General features: G+C 49.6%; 14 protein-coding genes. 5 read left to right on the top strand and 9 right to left on the bottom strand.

The genetic code is table 11. From position 1 onward, the window contains the following. Nucleotides 1-7 precede the first annotated feature (7 nt). The gene (fghA, locus tag MAQ5080_RS10990) at nucleotides 8-841 is read left to right on the top strand and encodes an S-formylglutathione hydrolase (RefSeq protein WP_067210019.1); all 834 of its coding nucleotides are present in this window, start codon (nucleotides 8-10) and stop codon (nucleotides 839-841) included. Nucleotides 842-942: 101 nt separating this feature from the next. On the opposite strand, the gene MAQ5080_RS10995 is transcribed toward fghA, so the two are convergent. Continuing rightward, nucleotides 943-2,565, bottom strand: a complete 1,623-nt coding sequence (locus MAQ5080_RS10995; protein ID WP_067210016.1) for a methyl-accepting chemotaxis protein — start codon at nucleotides 2,563-2,565, stop codon at nucleotides 943-945. A 161-nt stretch (nucleotides 2,566-2,726) separates the two neighbouring features. On the opposite strand from MAQ5080_RS10995, the gene MAQ5080_RS11000 reads away from it, so the two are divergent. Continuing rightward, on the top strand, nucleotides 2,727-3,560 hold the full coding sequence (locus MAQ5080_RS11000; RefSeq protein WP_067210013.1) for an SDR family NAD(P)-dependent oxidoreductase: 834 nt from the start codon (nucleotides 2,727-2,729) through the stop codon (nucleotides 3,558-3,560). Here MAQ5080_RS11000 and MAQ5080_RS11005 read toward each other — a convergent pair. From MAQ5080_RS11005 to MAQ5080_RS11015, 3 genes are all read right to left on the bottom strand, one after another. Then, complete coding sequence (locus MAQ5080_RS11005; RefSeq protein ID WP_067210009.1) at nucleotides 3,557-4,552, bottom strand: alpha/beta hydrolase; 996 nt, start codon at nucleotides 4,550-4,552, stop codon at nucleotides 3,557-3,559. The genes MAQ5080_RS11000 and MAQ5080_RS11005 overlap by 4 nt on opposite strands. Nucleotides 4,553-4,558: 6 nt before the next feature. Further along, nucleotides 4,559-4,846, bottom strand: coding sequence for an HlyU family transcriptional regulator (locus tag MAQ5080_RS11010; protein ID WP_067210006.1), 288 nt, complete (start codon nucleotides 4,844-4,846; stop codon nucleotides 4,559-4,561). A 77-nt stretch (nucleotides 4,847-4,923) separates the two neighbouring features. Further along, nucleotides 4,924-6,111 carry an MFS transporter gene (locus MAQ5080_RS11015; RefSeq protein ID WP_067210003.1) on the bottom strand — a complete coding sequence of 396 codons (1,188 nt, stop codon included), beginning with the start codon at nucleotides 6,109-6,111 and terminating at the stop codon, nucleotides 4,924-4,926. 174 nt (nucleotides 6,112-6,285) lie between these two features. Between MAQ5080_RS11015 and MAQ5080_RS11020 the strand changes: the two genes are divergently transcribed. Then, nucleotides 6,286-7,638 (top strand): ribonuclease J, encoded by a 1,353-nt coding sequence (locus MAQ5080_RS11020; protein WP_197464606.1) that lies wholly within the window; start codon nucleotides 6,286-6,288, stop codon nucleotides 7,636-7,638. 79 nt (nucleotides 7,639-7,717) lie between these two features. Here MAQ5080_RS11020 and argC read toward each other — a convergent pair whose 3' ends face one another. The 5 genes from argC to MAQ5080_RS11045 form a co-directional block, all read right to left on the bottom strand. Beyond that, nucleotides 7,718-8,653, bottom strand: a complete 936-nt coding sequence (argC, locus tag MAQ5080_RS11025) for an N-acetyl-gamma-glutamyl-phosphate reductase (protein WP_067210000.1) — start codon at nucleotides 8,651-8,653, stop codon at nucleotides 7,718-7,720. A 141-nt stretch (nucleotides 8,654-8,794) separates the two neighbouring features. Continuing rightward, complete coding sequence (gene sbmA, locus MAQ5080_RS11030; protein ID WP_067209997.1) at nucleotides 8,795-10,078, bottom strand: peptide antibiotic transporter SbmA; 1,284 nt, start codon at nucleotides 10,076-10,078, stop codon at nucleotides 8,795-8,797. 195 nt (nucleotides 10,079-10,273) lie between these two features. Beyond that, on the bottom strand, nucleotides 10,274-10,771 hold the full coding sequence (locus tag MAQ5080_RS11035; RefSeq protein WP_067209994.1) for an NlpC/P60 family protein: 498 nt from the start codon (nucleotides 10,769-10,771) through the stop codon (nucleotides 10,274-10,276). Nucleotides 10,772-10,953: 182 nt separating this feature from the next. Continuing rightward, nucleotides 10,954-12,174, bottom strand: coding sequence for an aspartate aminotransferase family protein (locus MAQ5080_RS11040; RefSeq protein ID WP_067209990.1), 1,221 nt, complete (start codon nucleotides 12,172-12,174; stop codon nucleotides 10,954-10,956). 52 nt (nucleotides 12,175-12,226) lie between these two features. Next, nucleotides 12,227-17,044: an NAD-glutamate dehydrogenase gene (locus MAQ5080_RS11045; RefSeq protein WP_067209987.1), complete on the bottom strand. Its 4,818-nt coding sequence runs from the start codon at nucleotides 17,042-17,044 to the stop codon at nucleotides 12,227-12,229. A 287-nt stretch (nucleotides 17,045-17,331) separates the two neighbouring features. On the opposite strand from MAQ5080_RS11045, the gene MAQ5080_RS11050 reads away from it, so the two are divergent. Continuing rightward, nucleotides 17,332-18,357 (top strand): GlxA family transcriptional regulator, encoded by a 1,026-nt coding sequence (locus MAQ5080_RS11050; protein WP_067210207.1) that lies wholly within the window; start codon nucleotides 17,332-17,334, stop codon nucleotides 18,355-18,357. 129 nt (nucleotides 18,358-18,486) lie between these two features. Continuing rightward, entirely contained in the window at nucleotides 18,487-19,254 is a 768-nt protein-coding gene (locus MAQ5080_RS11055) for an ABC transporter ATP-binding protein (RefSeq protein WP_067209983.1), read from the top strand. Nucleotides 19,255-19,274 lie beyond the last annotated feature (20 nt).

Raw genomic sequence — 19,274 nt, forward strand, 5'->3', positions numbered from 1 at the left:
GGGATATATGGAACTTTTATCGAGCACGAAAGTTAGCGGCGGTTGGTTGAAACGCTACCGTCACGAAAGCTTATCTGTAAAAGGTGACATGGTATTTGCCATCTTTTTGCCAGCTCAAGCGGAAAGCGCGAATGTACCAGTGTTGTACTGGTTGTCGGGCCTGACTTGTACTGATGAGAACTTCTCACAAAAAGCGGGTGCGTTTAAGAAAGCGGCAGAGCTTGGTCTTGCGATCGTTATGCCAGACACGAGCCCACGCGGTACAGATTACCCTGGCGAGCACGAAAGCTACGACTTTGGTTCTGGCGCTGGCTTCTACGTGAACGCAACCGTTGCGCCATACTCAAACACTTACCACATGTACGACTACGTGGTAAAAGAGTTGCCAACACTGGTTGAAGAACACTTCCCAGTAACAGACAAGCGTTCAATCTCAGGTCACTCTATGGGTGGTCACGGTGCTTTGATCTGTGCCCTGAAGAATCCTGGCCGTTACCAGTCAGTGTCAGCGTTTGCACCGATCACGAACCCAACGCAATGTCCTTGGGGTGAGAAAGCGTTCACCGGTTACCTAGGTGACGATCGTGAAGCGTGGAAAGCGTGGGATACGTGCGAGTTGATCGCAACGGCATCTGAGCGTCTACCACTATTGGTTGACCAAGGTGAAGCGGATAACTTCCTAGAAGAGCAACTTAAGCCTGAAGCGCTTGAGCAAGCGTGTGAAAAAGCAGGTCACGAGCTGACACTACGTCGTCAGTCTGGCTACGATCACAGCTACTTCTTTATCTCTAGCTTCATCGATGACCATCTAGCGCATCACGCAAAAGCTCTAGGTCTATAATCTAGCGCTTAGTGTGAAGCACTTGATTGTTAAGTTAGAAAAGGCGAGTCCCTGTTAAGGGGCTCGCCTTTTTTTATTGGTAATCGTTTTAGCTAGGTGGCTTAGTTAAAACGGAACTGATTAATCTGAGTGCGCAGTGAGTTGGCCATATTGGCAATCATTTCTGAGCCGTGGGCGACTTCTTGCGCTTCTTGCAGTACGCGCTCTGACACTTCACGAATGCCCATTAAGTTGCTGTTGATCTCTTCCGCTACTTGTCCTTGCTGTTCTGCTGCAGAGGCGATTTGCACGCTGCTACCGGAAACATCATCTACCTGTGTCAGCATGTTGGCTAAGTTAGCGGCTGCGTGACGCATGCGCTCAGCGCTTAATTCCGCTTGCTCAGTACTGGTGGCCATAGAGCTTGAAGCGTCCGATGATTGCTGTTGTAGCTTCTCAATAATCTGGCGAATTTCTACGGTCGAGCTTTGTGTGCGCCCCGCTAGGGTGCGGACTTCATCAGCGACCACGGCAAAGCCGCGGCCTTGTTCCCCAGCACGGGCGGCTTCAATCGCCGCGTTCAATGCCAGAAGGTTGGTTTGCTCGGAAATATCGCCGATCACACCGAGTACGGACTCGATTTCTTGAGTTTGGCTCAATAGCTCAATAATGACTTTGTTTGCGCCCTCGACATGCTGCGTTAGGGTTTGAATACTTTGGTTGGTGTCATCCAAATCCGCGCTGGAGCTGCGAGTGGTTTCTTGAACCACTTGGGTGGCATCGGCGGTATCTTTAGCGTTGCCGGCCACATCGCGAATTGAGTAGGACATTTCATTCATGGCCGTGGCGACTTTTTCCACTTCACTAAATTGGGCATCCATACCCTGTTGAGTGTTGGCGGTATTCGAGCGCATTTGTAGCGACACGGTTTGCAGCTCTTCAATGGCGTGGGCCACGTTGCTTAAGGTAGTACCTAAAGAGCTCGAAACTTTATTGGCTGAGTCCGCTAGGATACCCAACTCATCTTTACGGTTAAGCTCAAGGTGAGTGGTCATATCGCCACTGGCCACCACTTGTAAATGATTAGTCACTGCTTTTAATGGACGTACAATGCCGCGCACGATAAAGCAGCTTAATGTCAGAGCCAACAGAACCAATACTGTCTCAATCGACGCGGAGACTTTGACGTCATTCCAGAAGCTTTGCTGAACATCAGTGAAGAACACGCCTGAGCCGACTACCCAGCCCCAGTCATTCAAGCCTTTCACATAAGAGACTTTGTCTTCTGGTGTGTCCACTTGTGGGCCTTTGTAGGTGTATTCCACATAGCCTTCGCCCTTTGCTTTCACAGTTGAGACCATGGCTTGCCAGTGGTAGTTACCGCTGGCGTCCTTGGTATTGGTCACGTCTTTGCCGTTGAGTTGTGGTTTTAGTGGGTGCATCAACAGGGTATGCTGATAATCATTGACCCAAAAGTAACCACCTTCACCGTAACGCAGTGCGGCCAAGGCGTTGAGGGCCTGCTCTTTGGCTTGTGCTTCGCCGATGATCGGTGCTTGGTCGTGGTAGTACTGTAATAATGAGAAGGCATTCTCAACCTGCTCTTTGACTTGCATTTTGCGGTCATCTAGGGCGCTGCGGTACTGACCCATGTAGGCGTCGACCTCAAAGATAACGAGCAAACTGACTAATATAGCGATTAAGCCCCATAGCTTTTGGCTTACTTTAATGTTGGCGATGTTCATGGCATCCTCCCTGACGTTCGATAAGCATAGATTATGAATGCCAACGCTTAGGCATACGCTGATACAGATCATAAGTTAACCATTAAGACAGGTTATAGGTCGTGAAAGAGCATTTATTTCAGGCGACCGACATTAATCTGAAACCTACGCTAGGATGTGCGATGCAATACTCAATTTTAATTACCGGCTGTAGTACTGGTATTGGCCTGCAAGCAGCGCAAACGCTGCAAAAACATAACTTTTTGGTGGTGGCGAGCTGCCGTAAACAAGCCGATGTGGAGCAACTGCGCCGCAGTGGGATCAAGCATGTGGTGCAATTAGACTTGGCCGATCCGGCTTCCATTGAACAGGGGCTTAACGAGACGTTAAAGATTACCGGCGGTAAGCTGTTTGCCCTGTTTAATAATGGCGCCTATGGCCAGCCTGGGGCGGTGGAAGACTTGCCAGTGGATGCCTTACGTCAGCAATTTGAAGTGAATCTGTTTGGTACTCATGACCTGACCACCCGCGTGGTGACACTCATGCTAGAGCAGGGCTATGGCCGCATCGTACAGAACAGCTCGGTACTGGGCATGGTGGCAGCGCCGTTTCGGGGTGCCTACAACGCCAGTAAGTTTGCTTTAGAAGGCCTGACCGACACCATGCGTATGGAACTGAGTGATACACCGATTAAGGTCAGCCTGATTGAACCGGGGCCAATTGTTAGCAAGTTCCGTGATAATGCCTTGCATGCGCTGCAAGACAATATTGATATCGACGCTAGCCGTCATAAGCGAGGCTATGCCGAAGCCGTGGCACGTTTATCAAAAGTAGGTCCTGCTTCCAGCGGCACTCTGCCAGCCAGTGCGGTAGTGGATAAGTTACTGCATGCATTGGAGTCGCCACGTCCGAAGGCGCGTTACTATGTGACTTGGCCAACCTATGCAGCGGCCATTATGCGTCGCGTACTGCCAACGGTATTACTGGATCGAGTGATGCGCTCGAAAGGTAATTAGTGGTCAGCGCTAAAGGACTGATCCAGCAGCCATTGATCGATGGCTGCTAGGTAATTAGCCCGCACCGGCTGTGGCGATAGAAATAAATCGTGATAGCCACCCTCAATACTGGCACAGGTCAGGTCAGAAAAGGTTCTTTGGGCTGCCAATTTCATGCTGTCCACGTTCAACACGCCATCCCCTTTGCGGATGTCTTCGATACCCAAGGCTTCCTTAGTGGTAATCGCTGAGTGGCACATCAGGGTGGGTAAGTCGATACGAGTGTGCTGCAAGGCACGCTGCTTGAGAATAATTTGCTTGAGCCAGTGAAACGATAGGGGGAAGCCATGGGCGGGCTTCCAATCTAAGCGATAATCCCATTCGCCGCCAAAGACTGTATGCAGTGTTTTTGCGTAGAGGCTGATTTTCTTGGCGTGCAAAGAGTGAAACGGCAGCAGGGACACAACAATGCGAATCGGCCAGCTAAGACGTTTTAGCACCTTAGGTGGGAAGGGCAGTGCTAGGAACGGACTGTTGAGAATCAGCCCCTTGATCCTAGGGAGTGCGTCACTGACTTGATCCGGCTGTTGTCGTGCAGCGAGAAAGCTCGAAGCGATCAAGCCGCCCGTTGAGTGCGCCAGTATCACCACTTCTTCGACGCCACGACGGTACAGCTCAGCCAGGGCAATATCGATATCATCAAAATAGTGATCTAACGTTTCACACCAGTTTGGCAGGCTATTAGGGCGAATAGAGCGGCCATAGCCTTGCATATCAATGGCAAAAAAGCGCAGCCCTAATTGATCAAAATGCAGCGCCAGCGGCTTTTGGAAAAAATAGTCGGTGTAACCATGCAGGTACAAAATAGCGCGTTTGCCAGCCGACTGCTTGGCGTATTCAATCAGCGTTGTATCGACGTCATTCGCGGCACCCGCGTGGCGAAAGGTGTGCGCCATAAAGGGCTCACCCAATAGGTCTGTTTTGCTGTGCAGGTGCTGCCAAGATAATGTCATAAAAGCCTAGAATATTTGCTCACCAAGCTGATCGATGGTTAATTTCGCCTTGCGGGTAGTCAATTCAATGCACTCATCTCGGCTCGCCACTAGGTCAGAGCGAATAAACGTATGTGTTTGTTGTGCCTCGCCTTCTCCCTTGGTGATCAAGGCGCTGACACGGTACTGGCCCTGGTCTGACATGGGGGTTGGCGTGATCACGTAACCTTTGTATTCGATGGCGTCAGCTGGCTCCGCTTGTGGTGCGTTGGCGGGGCTGGAAAACAGTTTAGAGAGACTGGAAAAGATACCCATGACAATAATGCTCTTACAAGAATGTGTAAGACTTCATTGTCATGGATTTTGCTCGAGAGTCAAATAAAGCTGGATGACTAACCCATCGAGGTCGGTGTATTGGCAATGATCACCGCACGTTTTTGACTCGACATTAAGGTAAACATGGCCACCAATATTGCTGGAATCATCAGCAGGTTGAGGATTTCCCAACCAAAGATTGAGTGCCAGTAGCCGGATAATAAGCTGGCTGCGGCGGCGCTGGAGAAGACGATCAAGTCATTTAACCCTTGTACTCGGGCTTTATCAGCAGGTTGGTAACTTTTGGTCAATAATGCGGTGGCGCCGATAAAGGTAAAATTCCAACCCACTCCCAGCAGGACGAGGGCTGAGAAGAAGTGCCAGTAGCTGATACCAAACTGGTTTAACAGCACACAGCCCAATAGCAAAATACAGCCTAATTGGATAATACGGTAGCTGCCATGACGGGCAATCAATTTGCCGGTCATGAAAGAGGGCAAGAACATGCCCAGCACATGCCACTGAATGATGTTCGCGGTACTGCCAAAATCAAAGCCACAGGCCTGCATCGCTAATGGTGTTGCCGTCATGACCAAGACCATCACGCCGTAGCCGACCGAGCCTGCGACCATGGCTCCCACTAAATCTGGCTTTTTCAATAATGCCCCATAGGACTGAGGTTGGCCGGTTAACTCCTGCTGGGTAGGCGGGCGCAGTGGCAGCACAGCAATTAACAGGGTGTTAAAGGCGTACAAGGCAATTAAGGCGGCAAATGCACCTAAGTATTTGGTGGCGGCCCAGTCTTCAAACCAGATCGCCATATTGGGCCCTAGCACGGCAGCAATCACGCCGGCCCCCATGATCATACTAATCGCTTGCGGAGCCTTGTCGGCGGGCGCATTTTCGGTGGCGGCAAAGCGGTATTGCTGACCAATACCAATCGCCATACCCAGTAAGAAGGTTGCTAAACAGAACAGTGGAAACAGACCATCTTGTACGGCGTAAAAGGCAAGTATGGCGCCACTGACTCCGATAAGATTGCCCGCCAGAAAGCCTTTTTTGCGTCCTAACCAGCCCATCAGCAGTGCGGCGGGTAAGGTGACGCCCATAAGGCCTAAAAATTGAAGGGCGACAGGTAACGTCGCCAGAGCGAAACTCGGCGCTAAACTTTGGCCGATCAATGCTGTCACAGAAACAAGCAGAATGTTGCCTGTGATAAGTAAGGCTTGCCCGAGCGAGAGCCCCCAGACGGTAATATTGAGCATGCTAAATCCCTTTTTATTTAGCTGTCATAGTATGTAACGTCGCAGGGAGAGCATCGCTTCGCAAACATAGTAGTCGAGCAACATGAACATTTATTGCATAAATATAGTGATCTCATGAACTAAGTTCAATTTGAATCGCGTAGAATAAGCAAATAAGTATAAAAGGAGAGATGTGTGGATTTGCTGATGCCAACGCGAAGCGACCTCTGGTTTTTGCCCCTTGGCGGAACGGGTGAGATAGGGATGAATCTCAATTTGTATGGCCACGATGGAGAGTGGCTGATGGTCGACTGTGGGGTGTCTTTTAACGAGCCGCTTGACGAAAACAGCGTCCGCACCCATGAGCTAGTGTGCGCTGATCCAGACTTCATTACGCAACAACGTCACCGCCTAGCGGGGATTGTCATTACCCATGCTCACGAAGACCACGTGGGGGCCCTGCCTTTCTTATGGCGTCGTTTCCAAGTACCTGTGTACACCACGCCCTTTACCGCTGAAATTTTGCGTCGTAAGTTGGCTCAAGTGGGCCTGTTAGAGGATGTGGAAATTCACGAGCTGCCGCTGGCCAGCCGCTTTAAGGTGGGAGTGTTTGATTTACAGTGGATCACTCTAACTCACTCTATCCCTGAACCCAGTGGACTCATGATTGAAACGCCGGCGGGCAATGTATTTCATACTGGCGATTGGAAAATCGATCACAGCCCAGTGATTGGCGAGCGCTTTTCCCCTGCGGTTCTGACGACACTGCGTAAGCGAGATGTGACCGCCATGGTGTGTGATTCCACCAACGCTTTAAAAACCGGCCACTCAGTGTCTGAGTTTGATTGTTATAAAGCCTTGCTAGAAGTCATCAAAGATGAGTCGGGGCGAGTAGTCGTTGGTTGTTTCAGTAGTAATATCGCGCGGTTAGTGTCCTTGGCGCGGGTTGCCAAAGAAACTGGCCGCTATTTAGCGTTATTGGGGCGTTCTTTGCAGAATATGGTCAGTGCCGCCAGAGCCTCAGGTTACTGGCCGGATGATTTGCCCGTCGTAGACGCCACGCATTTAGGTTACTTGCCAGCTGACGAAGTACTCGCGGTAGCCACCGGTAGTCAAGGCGAGCCCCGTGCCATGCTCAATCGCTTAGCGCGCGACGATTGTTTTGATTTATCCTTGGACAAAGGCGATTTGGTGCTGTTCAGCGCTATGATCATTCCCGGTAACGAAGCCGAGATTGAGCGTTTGGTGAAGTCTTTTAAAGCGCAGGGCATTCGGACTCTACAAAAGCATGAAACTGAACTCCCGATTCATGTGAGCGGTCATCCTTATGAAGAAGAGTTGGCGGCCATGTATGACTGGGTAAGGCCACAAGTGGCGATTCCAACCCATGGTGAAGCCGCGCATATGTCGGCTAATGCGCGCATTGCCAAAGACGCTCATGTACCGCGTCAATTAACCGGTTTGAATGGCGATTTGTTTACCATAGCTCCCGAGGTGGGGGTGCGTAAACGCGCGGTGAAAGCGAAACGTATTGCCTTGGCGCGATAGTGCATTAGGTGATTCGAGCAATAAAAAAGCCCGTTGTCTGACAACGGGCTTTTTCGTTTACAGCTGAGGGATTGTTTGCTTACAGCACGACTGCTACGTCTTCGGCAAAACCTAGCATCAAGTTTAGGTTCTGTACCGCAGCACCGGATGCGCCTTTGCCTAGGTTATCCAGCTTCGCCGACAGTACCACAGACTGACCATCTTCTGATGCGAAGACTGCTAGTTCCACTTGGTTAGTGTTTTCCAAACCGTGTGGGGTTAGGAAAGGGGCATGACTGTCTTTCACTTCATTGAATGGGTGAACGGTGACGAAATCTTCCTCTTCGTAAGTCGCCGCCAAGGCTGCATGCAGTTGCTCACCGGTCATATCGCCTGAAAGTGTCACTGGAATGCTGATCAACATGCCTTGTGCGAAGTTACCGACGCTTGGGATAAAGATTGGCGTGTTGTCTAGCTGAGACCATTTTTGGATCTCAGGTAGGTGTTTGTGCTTGAAGTTCAAACCGTAGGTGCCGTAGGTCGCAGCCTCTGAGTTACCTTCGTATTGCTCGATCAGTTGCTTACCGCCACCGGTGTAGCCAGAGATTGCATTCACCGTGTAGTGGCCGTCTTTTGCCAGCAAACCTTGTTCTACCAAAGGTTTCAGTAACAGGATGATACCGGTTGGGTAACAGCCTGGGTTGGACACGAACTGAGCGTCTTGGATCTTTTCGCGTTGGCTGGCGTCAAGTTCTGCTAGACCGTAAACCCAACCGTCTGCAACACGGTGCACAGAACTGGCGTCCAGTACACGGCAGCCTTCAGCGGTTGCCAGCGCAACAGTGTCTTTAGCCGCGTCGTCAGGTAAGCAAAGCACCGTCACATCCGCTTCTTTCATCAGGCGGCGCTTCTCTTCTACATCACGCTTTTTCTCTGGATCGATACTGATGACTTCAATCTCAGGGTGGTTCACTAGACGCTCACGTACCTGTAGGCCAGTCGTACCCGTTTCACCGTCAATAAATACTTTTTTCATTCGTGTCTCCAAGCAACGGCTCAAGCGAAGAGGGCGAGCCGTCGGCAATTCATGTATCGCGCCATCATAGCACTGGCGCGGACTAGAAAAAACAAAGGGCGGCTGCAGTAGACGAAAAATTTGCGCCCTTGTGCAGGCTTGTTAACCTCTTTCAAAGGACTCCATCGGTTCAGTAACTAACTCGTCTGGCACTTCATCAATAGCTAACTCAAATGCTTTCAGACGTTTGTAGATCGACAGTAACTCAACAATGGTGGTCCAAGAGTTGACCAAGAATTGGAACGAGCTTTCCACTTGGTTAAAAGCATTGGAAATTCGTTGCATCACACCCAAGGTAAAGGCACCGGCAACAATCGATGGGCCCAAGGCAATCAAGGGCACGAGCACCCCTGCTTGCAAGTAGCCGTAACGTACCACGTTGAAGTATAGGTAGTGGAAGTACAGGCGGAAGTAGTTCTTACGTACATTATTGAACAGCTCCGCCAGCTTAATTGGCTCGGCACGGTCAGCATGGTCTTCACCATAGACCAATTCTTTACGATACGCGGCTTCCACTTTTTGATTTTTGAACTCAAGTCCCGGCAGTTTAATCCCCGCAGTGGCCAGTAACACGGTACCGAAAATTGACCAAAGAATCGCCACGAAGACCAGCGCCTGTGGTACTTCACCGATCAAGGGGAGCTCAGTGACATAGCTGGATAACCCCCACAATACGGGTAGGAACGCCAACAAGGTCATAATGGAATCTAAGAAGCGCACACCTAGACTTTCGACGATGCTGGCAAAGCGCATGGTGTCTTCTTGAATACGCTGGGAAGCCCCCTCGATATGGCGCACTTTTGGCCACATCGCGGTGTAATAGTTATTCATCGCTGTGCGCCAGCGGAACACATAGTGACTGACGAAAAAGTTGTTAAATACGGCCACGGTAATGGCAATTAAGGCGATGGTCGCAAAGGTCACCAATTGCCCATAAAACTCCCCGAGGGTGATCGTGTTAGGAGCGGTCAGTGCTTTTTGAATCAAGTCATAGAAGCTACCGTACCATTCGTTGATCATCACGCTGACTTGTACTTGGAACCAGGTAATAAAGACGATCAGCGCTGAGCCCATCACCGACCATTTGCCCCATTTCTGGCCGCCGTAGATCATCCAGGCGCCGACAAATAGGGCATAACAGGCCAGCATGTACTGGTAGAGCCAGACATCACTCGCGAAGCTATAGGCATCTTGGTAAGCCATTTGTGCCGCTTGTTCAGCACCTTCCGCCAGTGGGGCTGGGTATTCCACGCCAAACAATTGGCCTAAGCTCAAGCTCGACCCTAGATCTTGTCCGAAGGTGTACCAGCTAATTACCGCAACAAATGCCCACAGGGCAAAGGTCAAAAAGAAGAGCTTGGGTTTCGGAAAAAAGGATAAAAACACGGTTTATCTCTCTCTGTCAGTAAATGAGTAGATCGCTGCAGGGCATTGATCTAAATAATAAAATTGCAAGGCTTTAGGCTAGAGCTTAAACCAGCATGAAGGCTTCGACAATGAAGTCACTTCAAGGATCATGCAAATAAATAGACAAGCTGAACTATGCCAAGCTTATGTTATTAGATGATGAAAATGCTGGGCTTAACGGATTCTGCGTGCGTGCCAGTAGTGCTCTTTCCAATAGACATTGTCCAAACGTGAAATCATCACCCCACGGGAGGTAGAAGCATGCAAAAACTTACCATTTTCCATATAGATGCCCACATGGCGTGCTTTGCTACCGGTTTTGAAAAACACTAGATCGCCGGCCTCTAGATCATCGTCATCGATATGATAACCAGTGAGTACCTGTTGTGCGGTGGTACGGGGCACATAGGCGCCGAACTGGTCGCGCAAGGTCAGATGCACAAATCCCGAGCAATCCACCCCGCGTTTGCTCATACCTCCCCACGCATAGGGAGTACCGCGCCAGTCTTGGTATTGGCGGTAAAGCTGCTGGGTAATGACGGATTCGCTGCTGTGGCTCAGGTTGCCAGTGTGGATGCTGATGCGATGATCGGGAATGCTACTGCAAGCCGTTAGCAGTCCGGCCAGCAAGCAAGTGAGCAGAGGGCGGGTGAGTGTTTTGGCATCGAGCATAGGCAAGGGTCCTTCTAAGCAATGGATTTATCTTATGCTGTTTAGGCTTTGCTGACAAAATTTAGACGATTTTTTGTCTATAAAATGTGTTCTATGGGTGCTGATTTAAGATTGCGGACATAAAAAAGCCGCGATCGAAATCGATCGCGGCTTTGAATGGTCATGTTTTGGCAGCGAAACGCTTATTTTTTCAGGTCGGCTACCGTCTTTGCCACGGCACGCTCGAAGCGTTCGAAACCTTCTTTGATGTCCGCTTCTGGAATGATCAAAGAGGGCGCAAAACGTACCACGTTTGGACCCGCAACTAACACGAACAGACCTTCGTCTGCGGCGTGTGCTAGGAAGTCCTTGGCGTGGCCGGCTAGTTCGTCAGTCACTTCTGCACCCATCAATAGACCCATACCACGGATGTCTTTGAAGACATGGTACTTGTCGTTGATCGCAGTTAGCTCGTCCACGAACAGTTGGTGACGCTTGTTCACGCCTTCTAGCACTTCTGGCGTATCAACAATGTCGATCACCGCTTCGGCAATCGCTGCGGCCAATGGGTTACCACCGTAAGTACTACCGTGTGTGCCCACCGCAAGAGACTTGGCGACTTCTTCTGTTGCTAGCATCGCCGCCACTGGGAAGCCGTTACCCAGAGATTTGGCGGTGGTTAGGATGTCCGGTGTCACGCCCGTTTGCTCGTAAGCGTACAGGGTACCCGTACGGCCAACGCCTGACTGTACTTCGTCAAACACTAACAGTGCTTTGTGTTCGTCACACAAGGCACGAACTTGTTTGGCGAATTCCGGGGCCGCTGGAATGATACCGCCTTCACCTTGAATCGGCTCCATCACCACGGCACAGGTCTTATCCGAGATCAGTGCTTTTAGAGCGTCGATGTCATTGTATTCACAGTGCGTGATGCCACCAGGTACAGGGGCAAAGCCTTCTGTGTATTTAGGTTGGCCACCTACGGATACGGTGAACAACGTACGACCGTGGAACGATTGGTAGAAAGAAATAATTTCGTTCTTTTCTGGACCAAAGTGATCAAACGCGTAACGGCGTGCAAGTTTGAAAGCAGCTTCGTTGGCTTCACCGCCACTGTTGGCGAAGAAAACACGATCAGCAAAGGTTTTCTCTGTTAGTTTTTTCGCTAATCGAAGCGCAGGCTCGTTGGTCATTACGTTAGATAAATGCCAAAGCTTGCCAGCTTGCTCACGCATAGTTTCAACCAAAGTCGGGTGGGAGTGACCCAATGCCGTCACGGCGATGCCGCCTGCAAAGTCAATGTACTCTTTACCTTCCTGATCCCACACGCGAGAGCCTTCACCACGAACCGGAATCATTGCTGCCGGTGCGTAGTTAGGAGCCATTACTTCGTCAAACGTTGCTCTCGTTACTTGTTCAGTCACTGTATCAATACCTCATAAAATTAGAGCGGCTCAAAGTGAGCCGCTCACGGATTTATATCAAATTTCTCAACTCACGAATAGCAACACTTACCATGGATAGAGATAATTCTGTTTCCGCTTTTATCTCGTTAAATGTGCTGTGATAGTGGTTGATATTGTCTTGGTTTAGCTCGTTCCAATACGCCAGACGTTTATCGAGATCATTGATCTCGCTACTCGCTTGAATCACCTCTTGGGTAATGGTGCGTAGCGCGTTGTCGACTTCATCACCTAGGCCGGCTTTGGCACGACGTTCCCACATATCTTCCGCCGGCAATTTGCGAATGCTCTGACGTAACCAGTACAAGCCAAGATCCATCTCCAACTCGAAATAAGTCAGGGCGGTATCCAGCACTTCTTTATTGCTGTTGTCGGCCACGCGAATGATGTCCAAACCGTAGAATAGCAGCGGTAGAGCACTGATCTTATCCGCAATCTCCGCAGCCACATTTTGTTCCTGCAACTGCTGGCTGGTTTCCGCTAGGTAGTCATTGGTTGGCTTAGTCAGCACCGCATCCAAGTTACTGCGAATAATATCAATGCCTGGTTTGTAAGTATCGCTTAGCTTCTGGATCGCCAGAGCTTCACGGGTATTACGGATCAACCACAGGGTGGCTTTTTCCAACAGGCTTTGTACTTGGATAAACAGCTGGTTTTGCAAGCTGTTTTCGACCTTAAAGTCGAGCTGGTTGATGGCATCCCATAGCGCTGGGATATCAAACATTTGCTCAGCGGCCATGTAGGCGCGCAGGACGTTCAAGGCTGATGCGCTGGTTTCTTCCTGCACATAAGTGCTGAAGGTAGAACCCATTCGGTTACCAACATTATTGGTCACGTGTGCAGCAATGATTTCTTGCGCCAGTGGGTGGTCAATCATGTGATCAGAGAAACGCTCTACCAAAGGTTTCGGGAAGTAGTCTTTGATTTGTACGCGTAAATCTAAGTCTTCGCCGATGCCGTCTTCGACCAACTGCTCGGCAAACTTGATTTTAGAGTAGGCCAGTAACACGGAGATCTCTGGACGGGTTAAGCCTTGGCCTTTGCTCATGCGTTTCTTCATTTGCACATCGGTTGGCAAGAACTCGATTTCACGGTTCAAGCGACCTTCGCGTACCAAGGACATCATCAAGCGCCAATGATCGGCGACACGTTCCGGTGCACGAGCGTTCACCAGTGATAGCAGGTGACTTTGGCCGCGGTTATGGCGCAATACCAATGAGCCAACCTCGTCGGTCATTTCTGCCAATAGCTTATTACGCTGCTTCTCAGTCATATCGCCGTTTTCAACGATACGGTTTAGCAGGATCTTGATGTTGACTTCGTGGTCTGAGCTGTCGACACCGGCTGAGTTATCGATGGCATCGGTGCTGATCAAGCCGCCATTTTGGGCGAATTCAATACGGCCACGTTGCGTGAAGCCAAGGTTACCGCCTTCACCGATGATCTTACAGCGCAGTTCTTTACCATTGATACGCAGTGAGTTGTTGCCACTGTCGCCGACGTCAGCATGGGATTCTGCCTCGGCTTTGACATAGGTACCGATACCACCGTTCCAGAGTAGATCCACTGGCGCTTTGAGAATGTGAGAAATCAATTCTGTTGGCGCTAGAGATTTGACATTGCCATCGATGTCCAAAGCTTTGCGAATGTCTGAGTTAATGGGAATCGACTTCGCACTGCGGTTAAAGATACCGCCGCCTTTTGAAATCAGTTCCTTGTTGTAATCTTCCCAAGACGAGCGTGGTAGATTGAACAGGCGTTGACGCTCTTCAAACGAGCTGGCAGCGTCTGGAGTAGGGTCGATGAAAATGTGCATATGGTTAAATGCCGCCACCAGACGTGTGTGTTTCGATAGCAGCATACCGTTACCGAATACATCACCCGCCATATCACCGACGCCCACCGCCGTGAAGTCTGTGGTTTGGCAATCAATGCCCAACTCTTGGAACTGACGTTTTACCGATTCCCACGCGCCGCGTGCGGTGATGCCCATTTTCTTATGGTCATAGCCGTTCGAGCCACCGGAGGCAAAAGCGTCTCCTAGCCAGAAGCCGTATTTCTCAGAAATGCTGTTGGCCAAGTCAGAGAAGGTCGCAGTCCCTTTATCGGCAGCCACTACTAGGTATGGATCGTCTTCGTCGTAGCGTTTCACTGCCGTTGGTGGCACCACTTCTTGCTTCACTAGGTTATCAGTGATGTCGAGTAAGCCGGAAATGAAGGTGGTGTAACAGCGCACCACTTCGGCCTGAGTTTCTTCACGGGTCCAGTATTTCTTCAGATGTTTGGCAACGAAACCACCTTTGGCACCTGACGGTACAATCACGGCGTTTTTCACCATCTGTGCTTTTACCAGCCCCAGTACCTCAGTACGGAAGTCTTCCATACGGTCTGACCAACGTAGACCACCGCGGGCCACTTTACCACCACGCATGTGCACACCTTCTACCCATGGCGCGTAAACGAAAATTTCGAAGCGCGGACGTGGTAGCGGCACCGCAGGGATCAGGCTTGGATCCAGCTTGAAGGAGACGTAATCTTTGATGTCGCCTTCGGCACTTGGCTGGTAGAAGTTGGTACGCAGCATCGCTTGAATCACGGATAAGTAGTGTTTCAAGATACGATCTTCGTCCAAGTTCGCCACATCATCCAAAGCTTCTTCGATTTTCTCAAGTAGCTTGGCTACTTTTTCGTCTCGTTTGCTTTCTAGAGCCGGATCAAAGCGTTGCTCAAATAATTGCACTAATAGACGCGCAATCGGCGCGTTTTTCTCTAAGGTTTGTTGCATGTACTGCAAGGAGAAAGGTACTTGCAGCTGCATCATGTATTTGGTGATAGCACGCAGCATGGTCACTTGGCGCCAGGTCAGAGAGGCGTCTAGCACTAGGGCGTTAAAGCGATCGTTTTCGATGCGGCGTTTGAAGACGGCGTTAAACGCGTCTTGGAAATCATCCCGTTGCGCTTTCTTATCCAGATTCGCGTTAGGGTTAACGCTGATGGCAAACTCCACTACCCAGGTGTTGGCTTGGCCGTCACCGTTTTGGTCTAGTTCGTAGGGGCGTGCTTCGAGAACACGCAGTCCCATGCATTCCAAAATAGGCAATACATCAGACAGCACCAGGGTGGTGCCAGCACCGTAAACTTTAAAGAAGTAGTTGTTCTTCGCTTGGCCGACTTGGCGGTACAGGTGCGTGGTGATGTCGCCATCATTTTGCAGGCTGCTAAGACGCTCAATGTCCAAGACCGCAGTGTTTGGAGCAAAGTCTTCACGGTAGGCCGCTGGGAAGTAGGGCGCGTATTCGTTGTACAGCGCGTTGCCAGTCTCTTCGCCTTGGCTAGTGTGCATCGCTGCTAATAGCTTGTCGTCCCAAGACAGTGCGGCATCCTGCATTTTGCGTTGGATGTCATCAATATCCAGTTTCGGGCTATTTTCTGGGTCGGCAATTTGAATGGTGAAGTTAACCCGTGCCAGTACCTGTTGTGAGAACTGTACGTTGAATTCTGAGCTGGTGCCGTTGCAGGCTTGCATGAGGATGTCTTGCATCTTAATACGCAGCTCAGTGTTGTAACGGTCACGCGGCACGAACACCAAGGCGCTTAGGAAGCGACCGTAAATGTCTTTGCGCAAGAACACACGTAGCTGACGACGCTCTTGAATCGCCAGAATGCCTTCGATGGTGTGGAACAACTCTTCAACTGGGGCTTGTAGCATTTCGTCACGTGGATAGCTGTTCAGAATATGCTTCAGGGTTTTGCCCTTATGGCTGTATGGGTCCACATTCATGCGCTCAACGAGGACGTCCAGTTTCTTACGCAATAATGGCACGTCTTGTAGGCGCGCAACGTATGCGGCAGAGGAGTACAGACCAAAGAAGCGCCATTCACCGATGACATTGCCTTTCTTATCGAAACGTTTAATGCCTAGGTAGTCTAGGTGAACCGGGCGGTGTACCGTAGAAATCGCCGTGGATTTGGTCAATACCAATAGGTTGTCACGATCGTAAGCCAACTTGGCTAGGTGGTCGTTTAAGACAATGTCGTATTTCTCTTTTTTGGTTTTGCGGAACGTCCCTAACGCTGAGTCTTCGACAAATTTTAGATGCGTCTTATCACCTTCTTTAACGAGGTCATAAGCGCGGAAACCGACAAAGGTAAAGTGGTCGCTTTCAACCCAACGTAGAAAGGCTAAGTTCTCTTGGTACTCTTCGTTGTCCTTAAGATGGCTTACTTGCTCCGATGCTTGGATGACCTCAGCCAGTTTAGCTTTCATGGTGGGCCAGTCTTCCACGGATACTTTGACATCCGTTAGGGTGTCCAAGAGCGCGTCTTTGATTTGCTCCATTTTACCCAGGTCAGAAATACGGTCGATCTCAAAGCGGATCAGTGCTTCTTGGGTGCCACTTTGATGACGGTCATGAATTGCTTCCAGTTCACCTGTGTCACTACGGTGCGTGGCCAACGTTGGGTGTGCGGTAAAGTGGATCGTGTGGCCTAGGCGTACCAGTGCCATGTTAAATGAGGACACGATGAAAGGCATATCATCGGTCAGCACTTCAATCACTGTATGGGTAGATTGCCAGCTGTGTTCTTCAAAGTTTGGATTGTAGACACGCACTTTAGGGGTTTGTGCGTCACGCTGCTGTAAAAAGTCCCATAAGCATAAAACCGTGCCGTGCAGGTTATCAATATTCTCATGCTCCATGTCTTCGATCAGCAGATCTTGGAAGTAAATATGAGCTAATTTGATGACGCCTTCAGCGATGGCTGGGCTAACGTTTTCTTGAATTTCGGCTTCAATACGAGTGATTAATTCACTTTTTTTTGTGTTCGTCATGTTACTCATCCTTATGAGTGGTGGTGTCTATTGAAGATCTAATTATTGTTGTATGGCGCCAGCTTCTTGCCGATCATTTGATTATTAAGAAAAATAAGCGAGTAAGAAAGTTGGCAACTTTTCAAAATGCGACGTAAGCTTTTTGGCAAGCGATATCCGAGCTAGAAAAAGCTTGATGTCGATATCAAAAGTCTCTGTTATTCATTCTAAACGATATAAATCTCTTTTGAATGTCCCTATCGTAGGATAATAATTTGTACAACACCGAATTTGCATCACGTGAAATCATGCATCCGAGTAAAAAAGTGCAGAAGTACGGCTTTTTACTCATGCCAAGCTTTTCCATGCTGGCGTTCTCCTCTGCTATTGAAACCATTCATATGGCCAACTGGGTCAGTGGTAAAGACTTATACCAGTTTTGTACCATTGGACAAAAAACGAAAGTGGTACTTTCAAATTCTGGCGTAGCGACCACAAGCGATTACTCAATCGATGAGGCCCCTAAAGACTTAGATGCCATTTTTATCTGTGGTGCGTCAAGTGTTGGCCAAGACGATGATTTGAGTTTAGACGCTTGGTTAATTTCTTGCTCAAAACGAGGGCAAGCGTTGGCAGGGATTTGCACCGGCAGCCACATTTTGGCGCGCGCTGGGTTGCTGAATAGCTATCGCGCGACGATTCACTGGGGCGATCTTGCCAGTTTGCGCGATGCCTTCCCCAATGTAATTGTTTCCAATCACTTATTTGAAGTAGATCGCGATCGCTTTACTTGCAGTGGCGGGACCGCTGCTATGGACATGATGTTGTTTTTGATTGGTAAGCAGCACGGCATGACTCTAGCCAGTCACATTTCCGAGCAGTTTGTCTGTGAACGCATACGCACCAACCAAGATGCTCAGCGCATGCCGCTGCAGGCGCGCATTGGCACAGGTCAGCCCAAACTCATCGAGGCGGTGCAGCTGATGGAGGCCAATATTCGCGAACCCCTGTCCTCGGATGACATTGCCTATCACGTCGGTGTGTCACGTCGCCATTTGGAACGTTTGTTTAAACAAAACTTGGAAACCGTGCCATCACGTTATTATTTAGAACTACGCTTAAAACACGCAAAACAGCTGATTACGCAAACGGATAAATCCATTTTTGAGGTGGGGGTCGCCTGCGGTTTCACCTCGGCGCCCCATTTTAGTACCACTTACAAAGGCTATTTTGGTGTGTCGCCACGGGATGAACGCAAAAATTTGGCCATTAATTTGGATAATCCTGTCCATACGGATAAGAAAACAAGACAACTTTGGCGAAAAAAGTTTTAGAATAGACGGTTATGTAGTTGGCGTGATAATTGAAGCGTTCTACCTGAACCTAAACATCGCTGCGTAAAGAGTGAGCTTTATCGGGCTGATGCCTTACGCAAACCGAGTCATCAATAAAAGGTAATTAGAATGTCTAAAGACCCTGCTTTAGAGCTAAAGGATATCCATAAGACCTTTGGGGATCATGAAGTATTAAAGGGAATTTCCTTAGAAGCACACGATGGAGATGTGATTTCAATCCTAGGTTCAAGTGGCTCCGGAAAGAGTACGTTCTTACGCTGTATCAACTTACTTGAGAATCCGACCCGTGGTTCGATTCGCTTTAATGGTGAGGAGTTGCTGCTCAAACAAGGTGACAGTGATCTCTATGCGGCCGACATGAAGCAGTTAACCCGTATGCGCCAAAAGATAGGCTTTGTGTTCCAGAGTTTTAACTTGTGGCCCCACATGACCATTCTGCAAAACGTTATGGAAGGGCCGTTGCATGTCTTAAAGCGTCCCAAGAAAGAAGTGCTTGAGTACGCGGAATACCTGCTTAACAAAGTGGGCATTGCCGATAAGAAGCACATGTATCCCAATCAATTGTCAGGCGGACAACAACAACGTGTTGCGATTGCGCGCACCTTGGCAATGGACCCACAAATTCTGCTATTCGATGAACCTACCTCAGCCCTAGACCCTGAGCTGGTCGGTGAGGTGCTTGGCGTGATGCGCGGTTTGGCCGAAGAGGGCCGCACCATGTTGATCGTGACTCATGAGATGAACTTTGCCCGCGAAGTGTCCAGTGAAGTGGTGTTCTTGCACCAAGGTCTCGTCGAAGAAAAAGGCAGCCCCGAAAAAGTGTTTGGTTCGCCAGATTCTGAACGTTGTAAGGCTTTCCTTTCTAGTGTGTTTTAAGCGTGTCAGCGCGCAAACAA

The sequence above is a fragment of the Marinomonas aquimarina genome, assembly GCF_900089755.1.
Taxonomy (GTDB): Bacteria; Pseudomonadota; Gammaproteobacteria; order Pseudomonadales; family Marinomonadaceae; genus Marinomonas; species Marinomonas aquimarina.

Excerpts from the sequence above, each read along its gene's own strand:
- fghA (WP_067210019.1), top strand. The coding sequence starts at position 8 with ATGGAACTTTTATCGAGCACGAAAGTTAGCGGCGGTTGGTTGAAACGC.
- MAQ5080_RS10995 (WP_067210016.1), bottom strand. The coding sequence starts at position 2,565 with ATGAACATCGCCAACATTAAAGTAAGCCAAAAGCTATGGGGCTTAATC.
- MAQ5080_RS11000 (WP_067210013.1), top strand. The coding sequence starts at position 2,727 with ATGCAATACTCAATTTTAATTACCGGCTGTAGTACTGGTATTGGCCTG.
- MAQ5080_RS11005 (WP_067210009.1), bottom strand. The coding sequence starts at position 4,552 with ATGACATTATCTTGGCAGCACCTGCACAGCAAAACAGACCTATTGGGT.
- MAQ5080_RS11010 (WP_067210006.1), bottom strand. The coding sequence starts at position 4,846 with ATGGGTATCTTTTCCAGTCTCTCTAAACTGTTTTCCAGCCCCGCCAAC.
- MAQ5080_RS11015 (WP_067210003.1), bottom strand. The coding sequence starts at position 6,111 with ATGCTCAATATTACCGTCTGGGGGCTCTCGCTCGGGCAAGCCTTACTT.
- argC (WP_067210000.1), bottom strand. The coding sequence starts at position 8,653 with ATGAAAAAAGTATTTATTGACGGTGAAACGGGTACGACTGGCCTACAG.
- MAQ5080_RS11035 (WP_067209994.1), bottom strand. The coding sequence starts at position 10,771 with ATGCTCGATGCCAAAACACTCACCCGCCCTCTGCTCACTTGCTTGCTG.
- MAQ5080_RS11045 (WP_067209987.1), bottom strand. The coding sequence starts at position 17,044 with ATGACGAACACAAAAAAAAGTGAATTAATCACTCGTATTGAAGCCGAA.
- MAQ5080_RS11050 (WP_067210207.1), top strand. The coding sequence starts at position 17,332 with ATGCATCCGAGTAAAAAAGTGCAGAAGTACGGCTTTTTACTCATGCCA.
- MAQ5080_RS11055 (WP_067209983.1), top strand. The coding sequence starts at position 18,487 with ATGTCTAAAGACCCTGCTTTAGAGCTAAAGGATATCCATAAGACCTTT.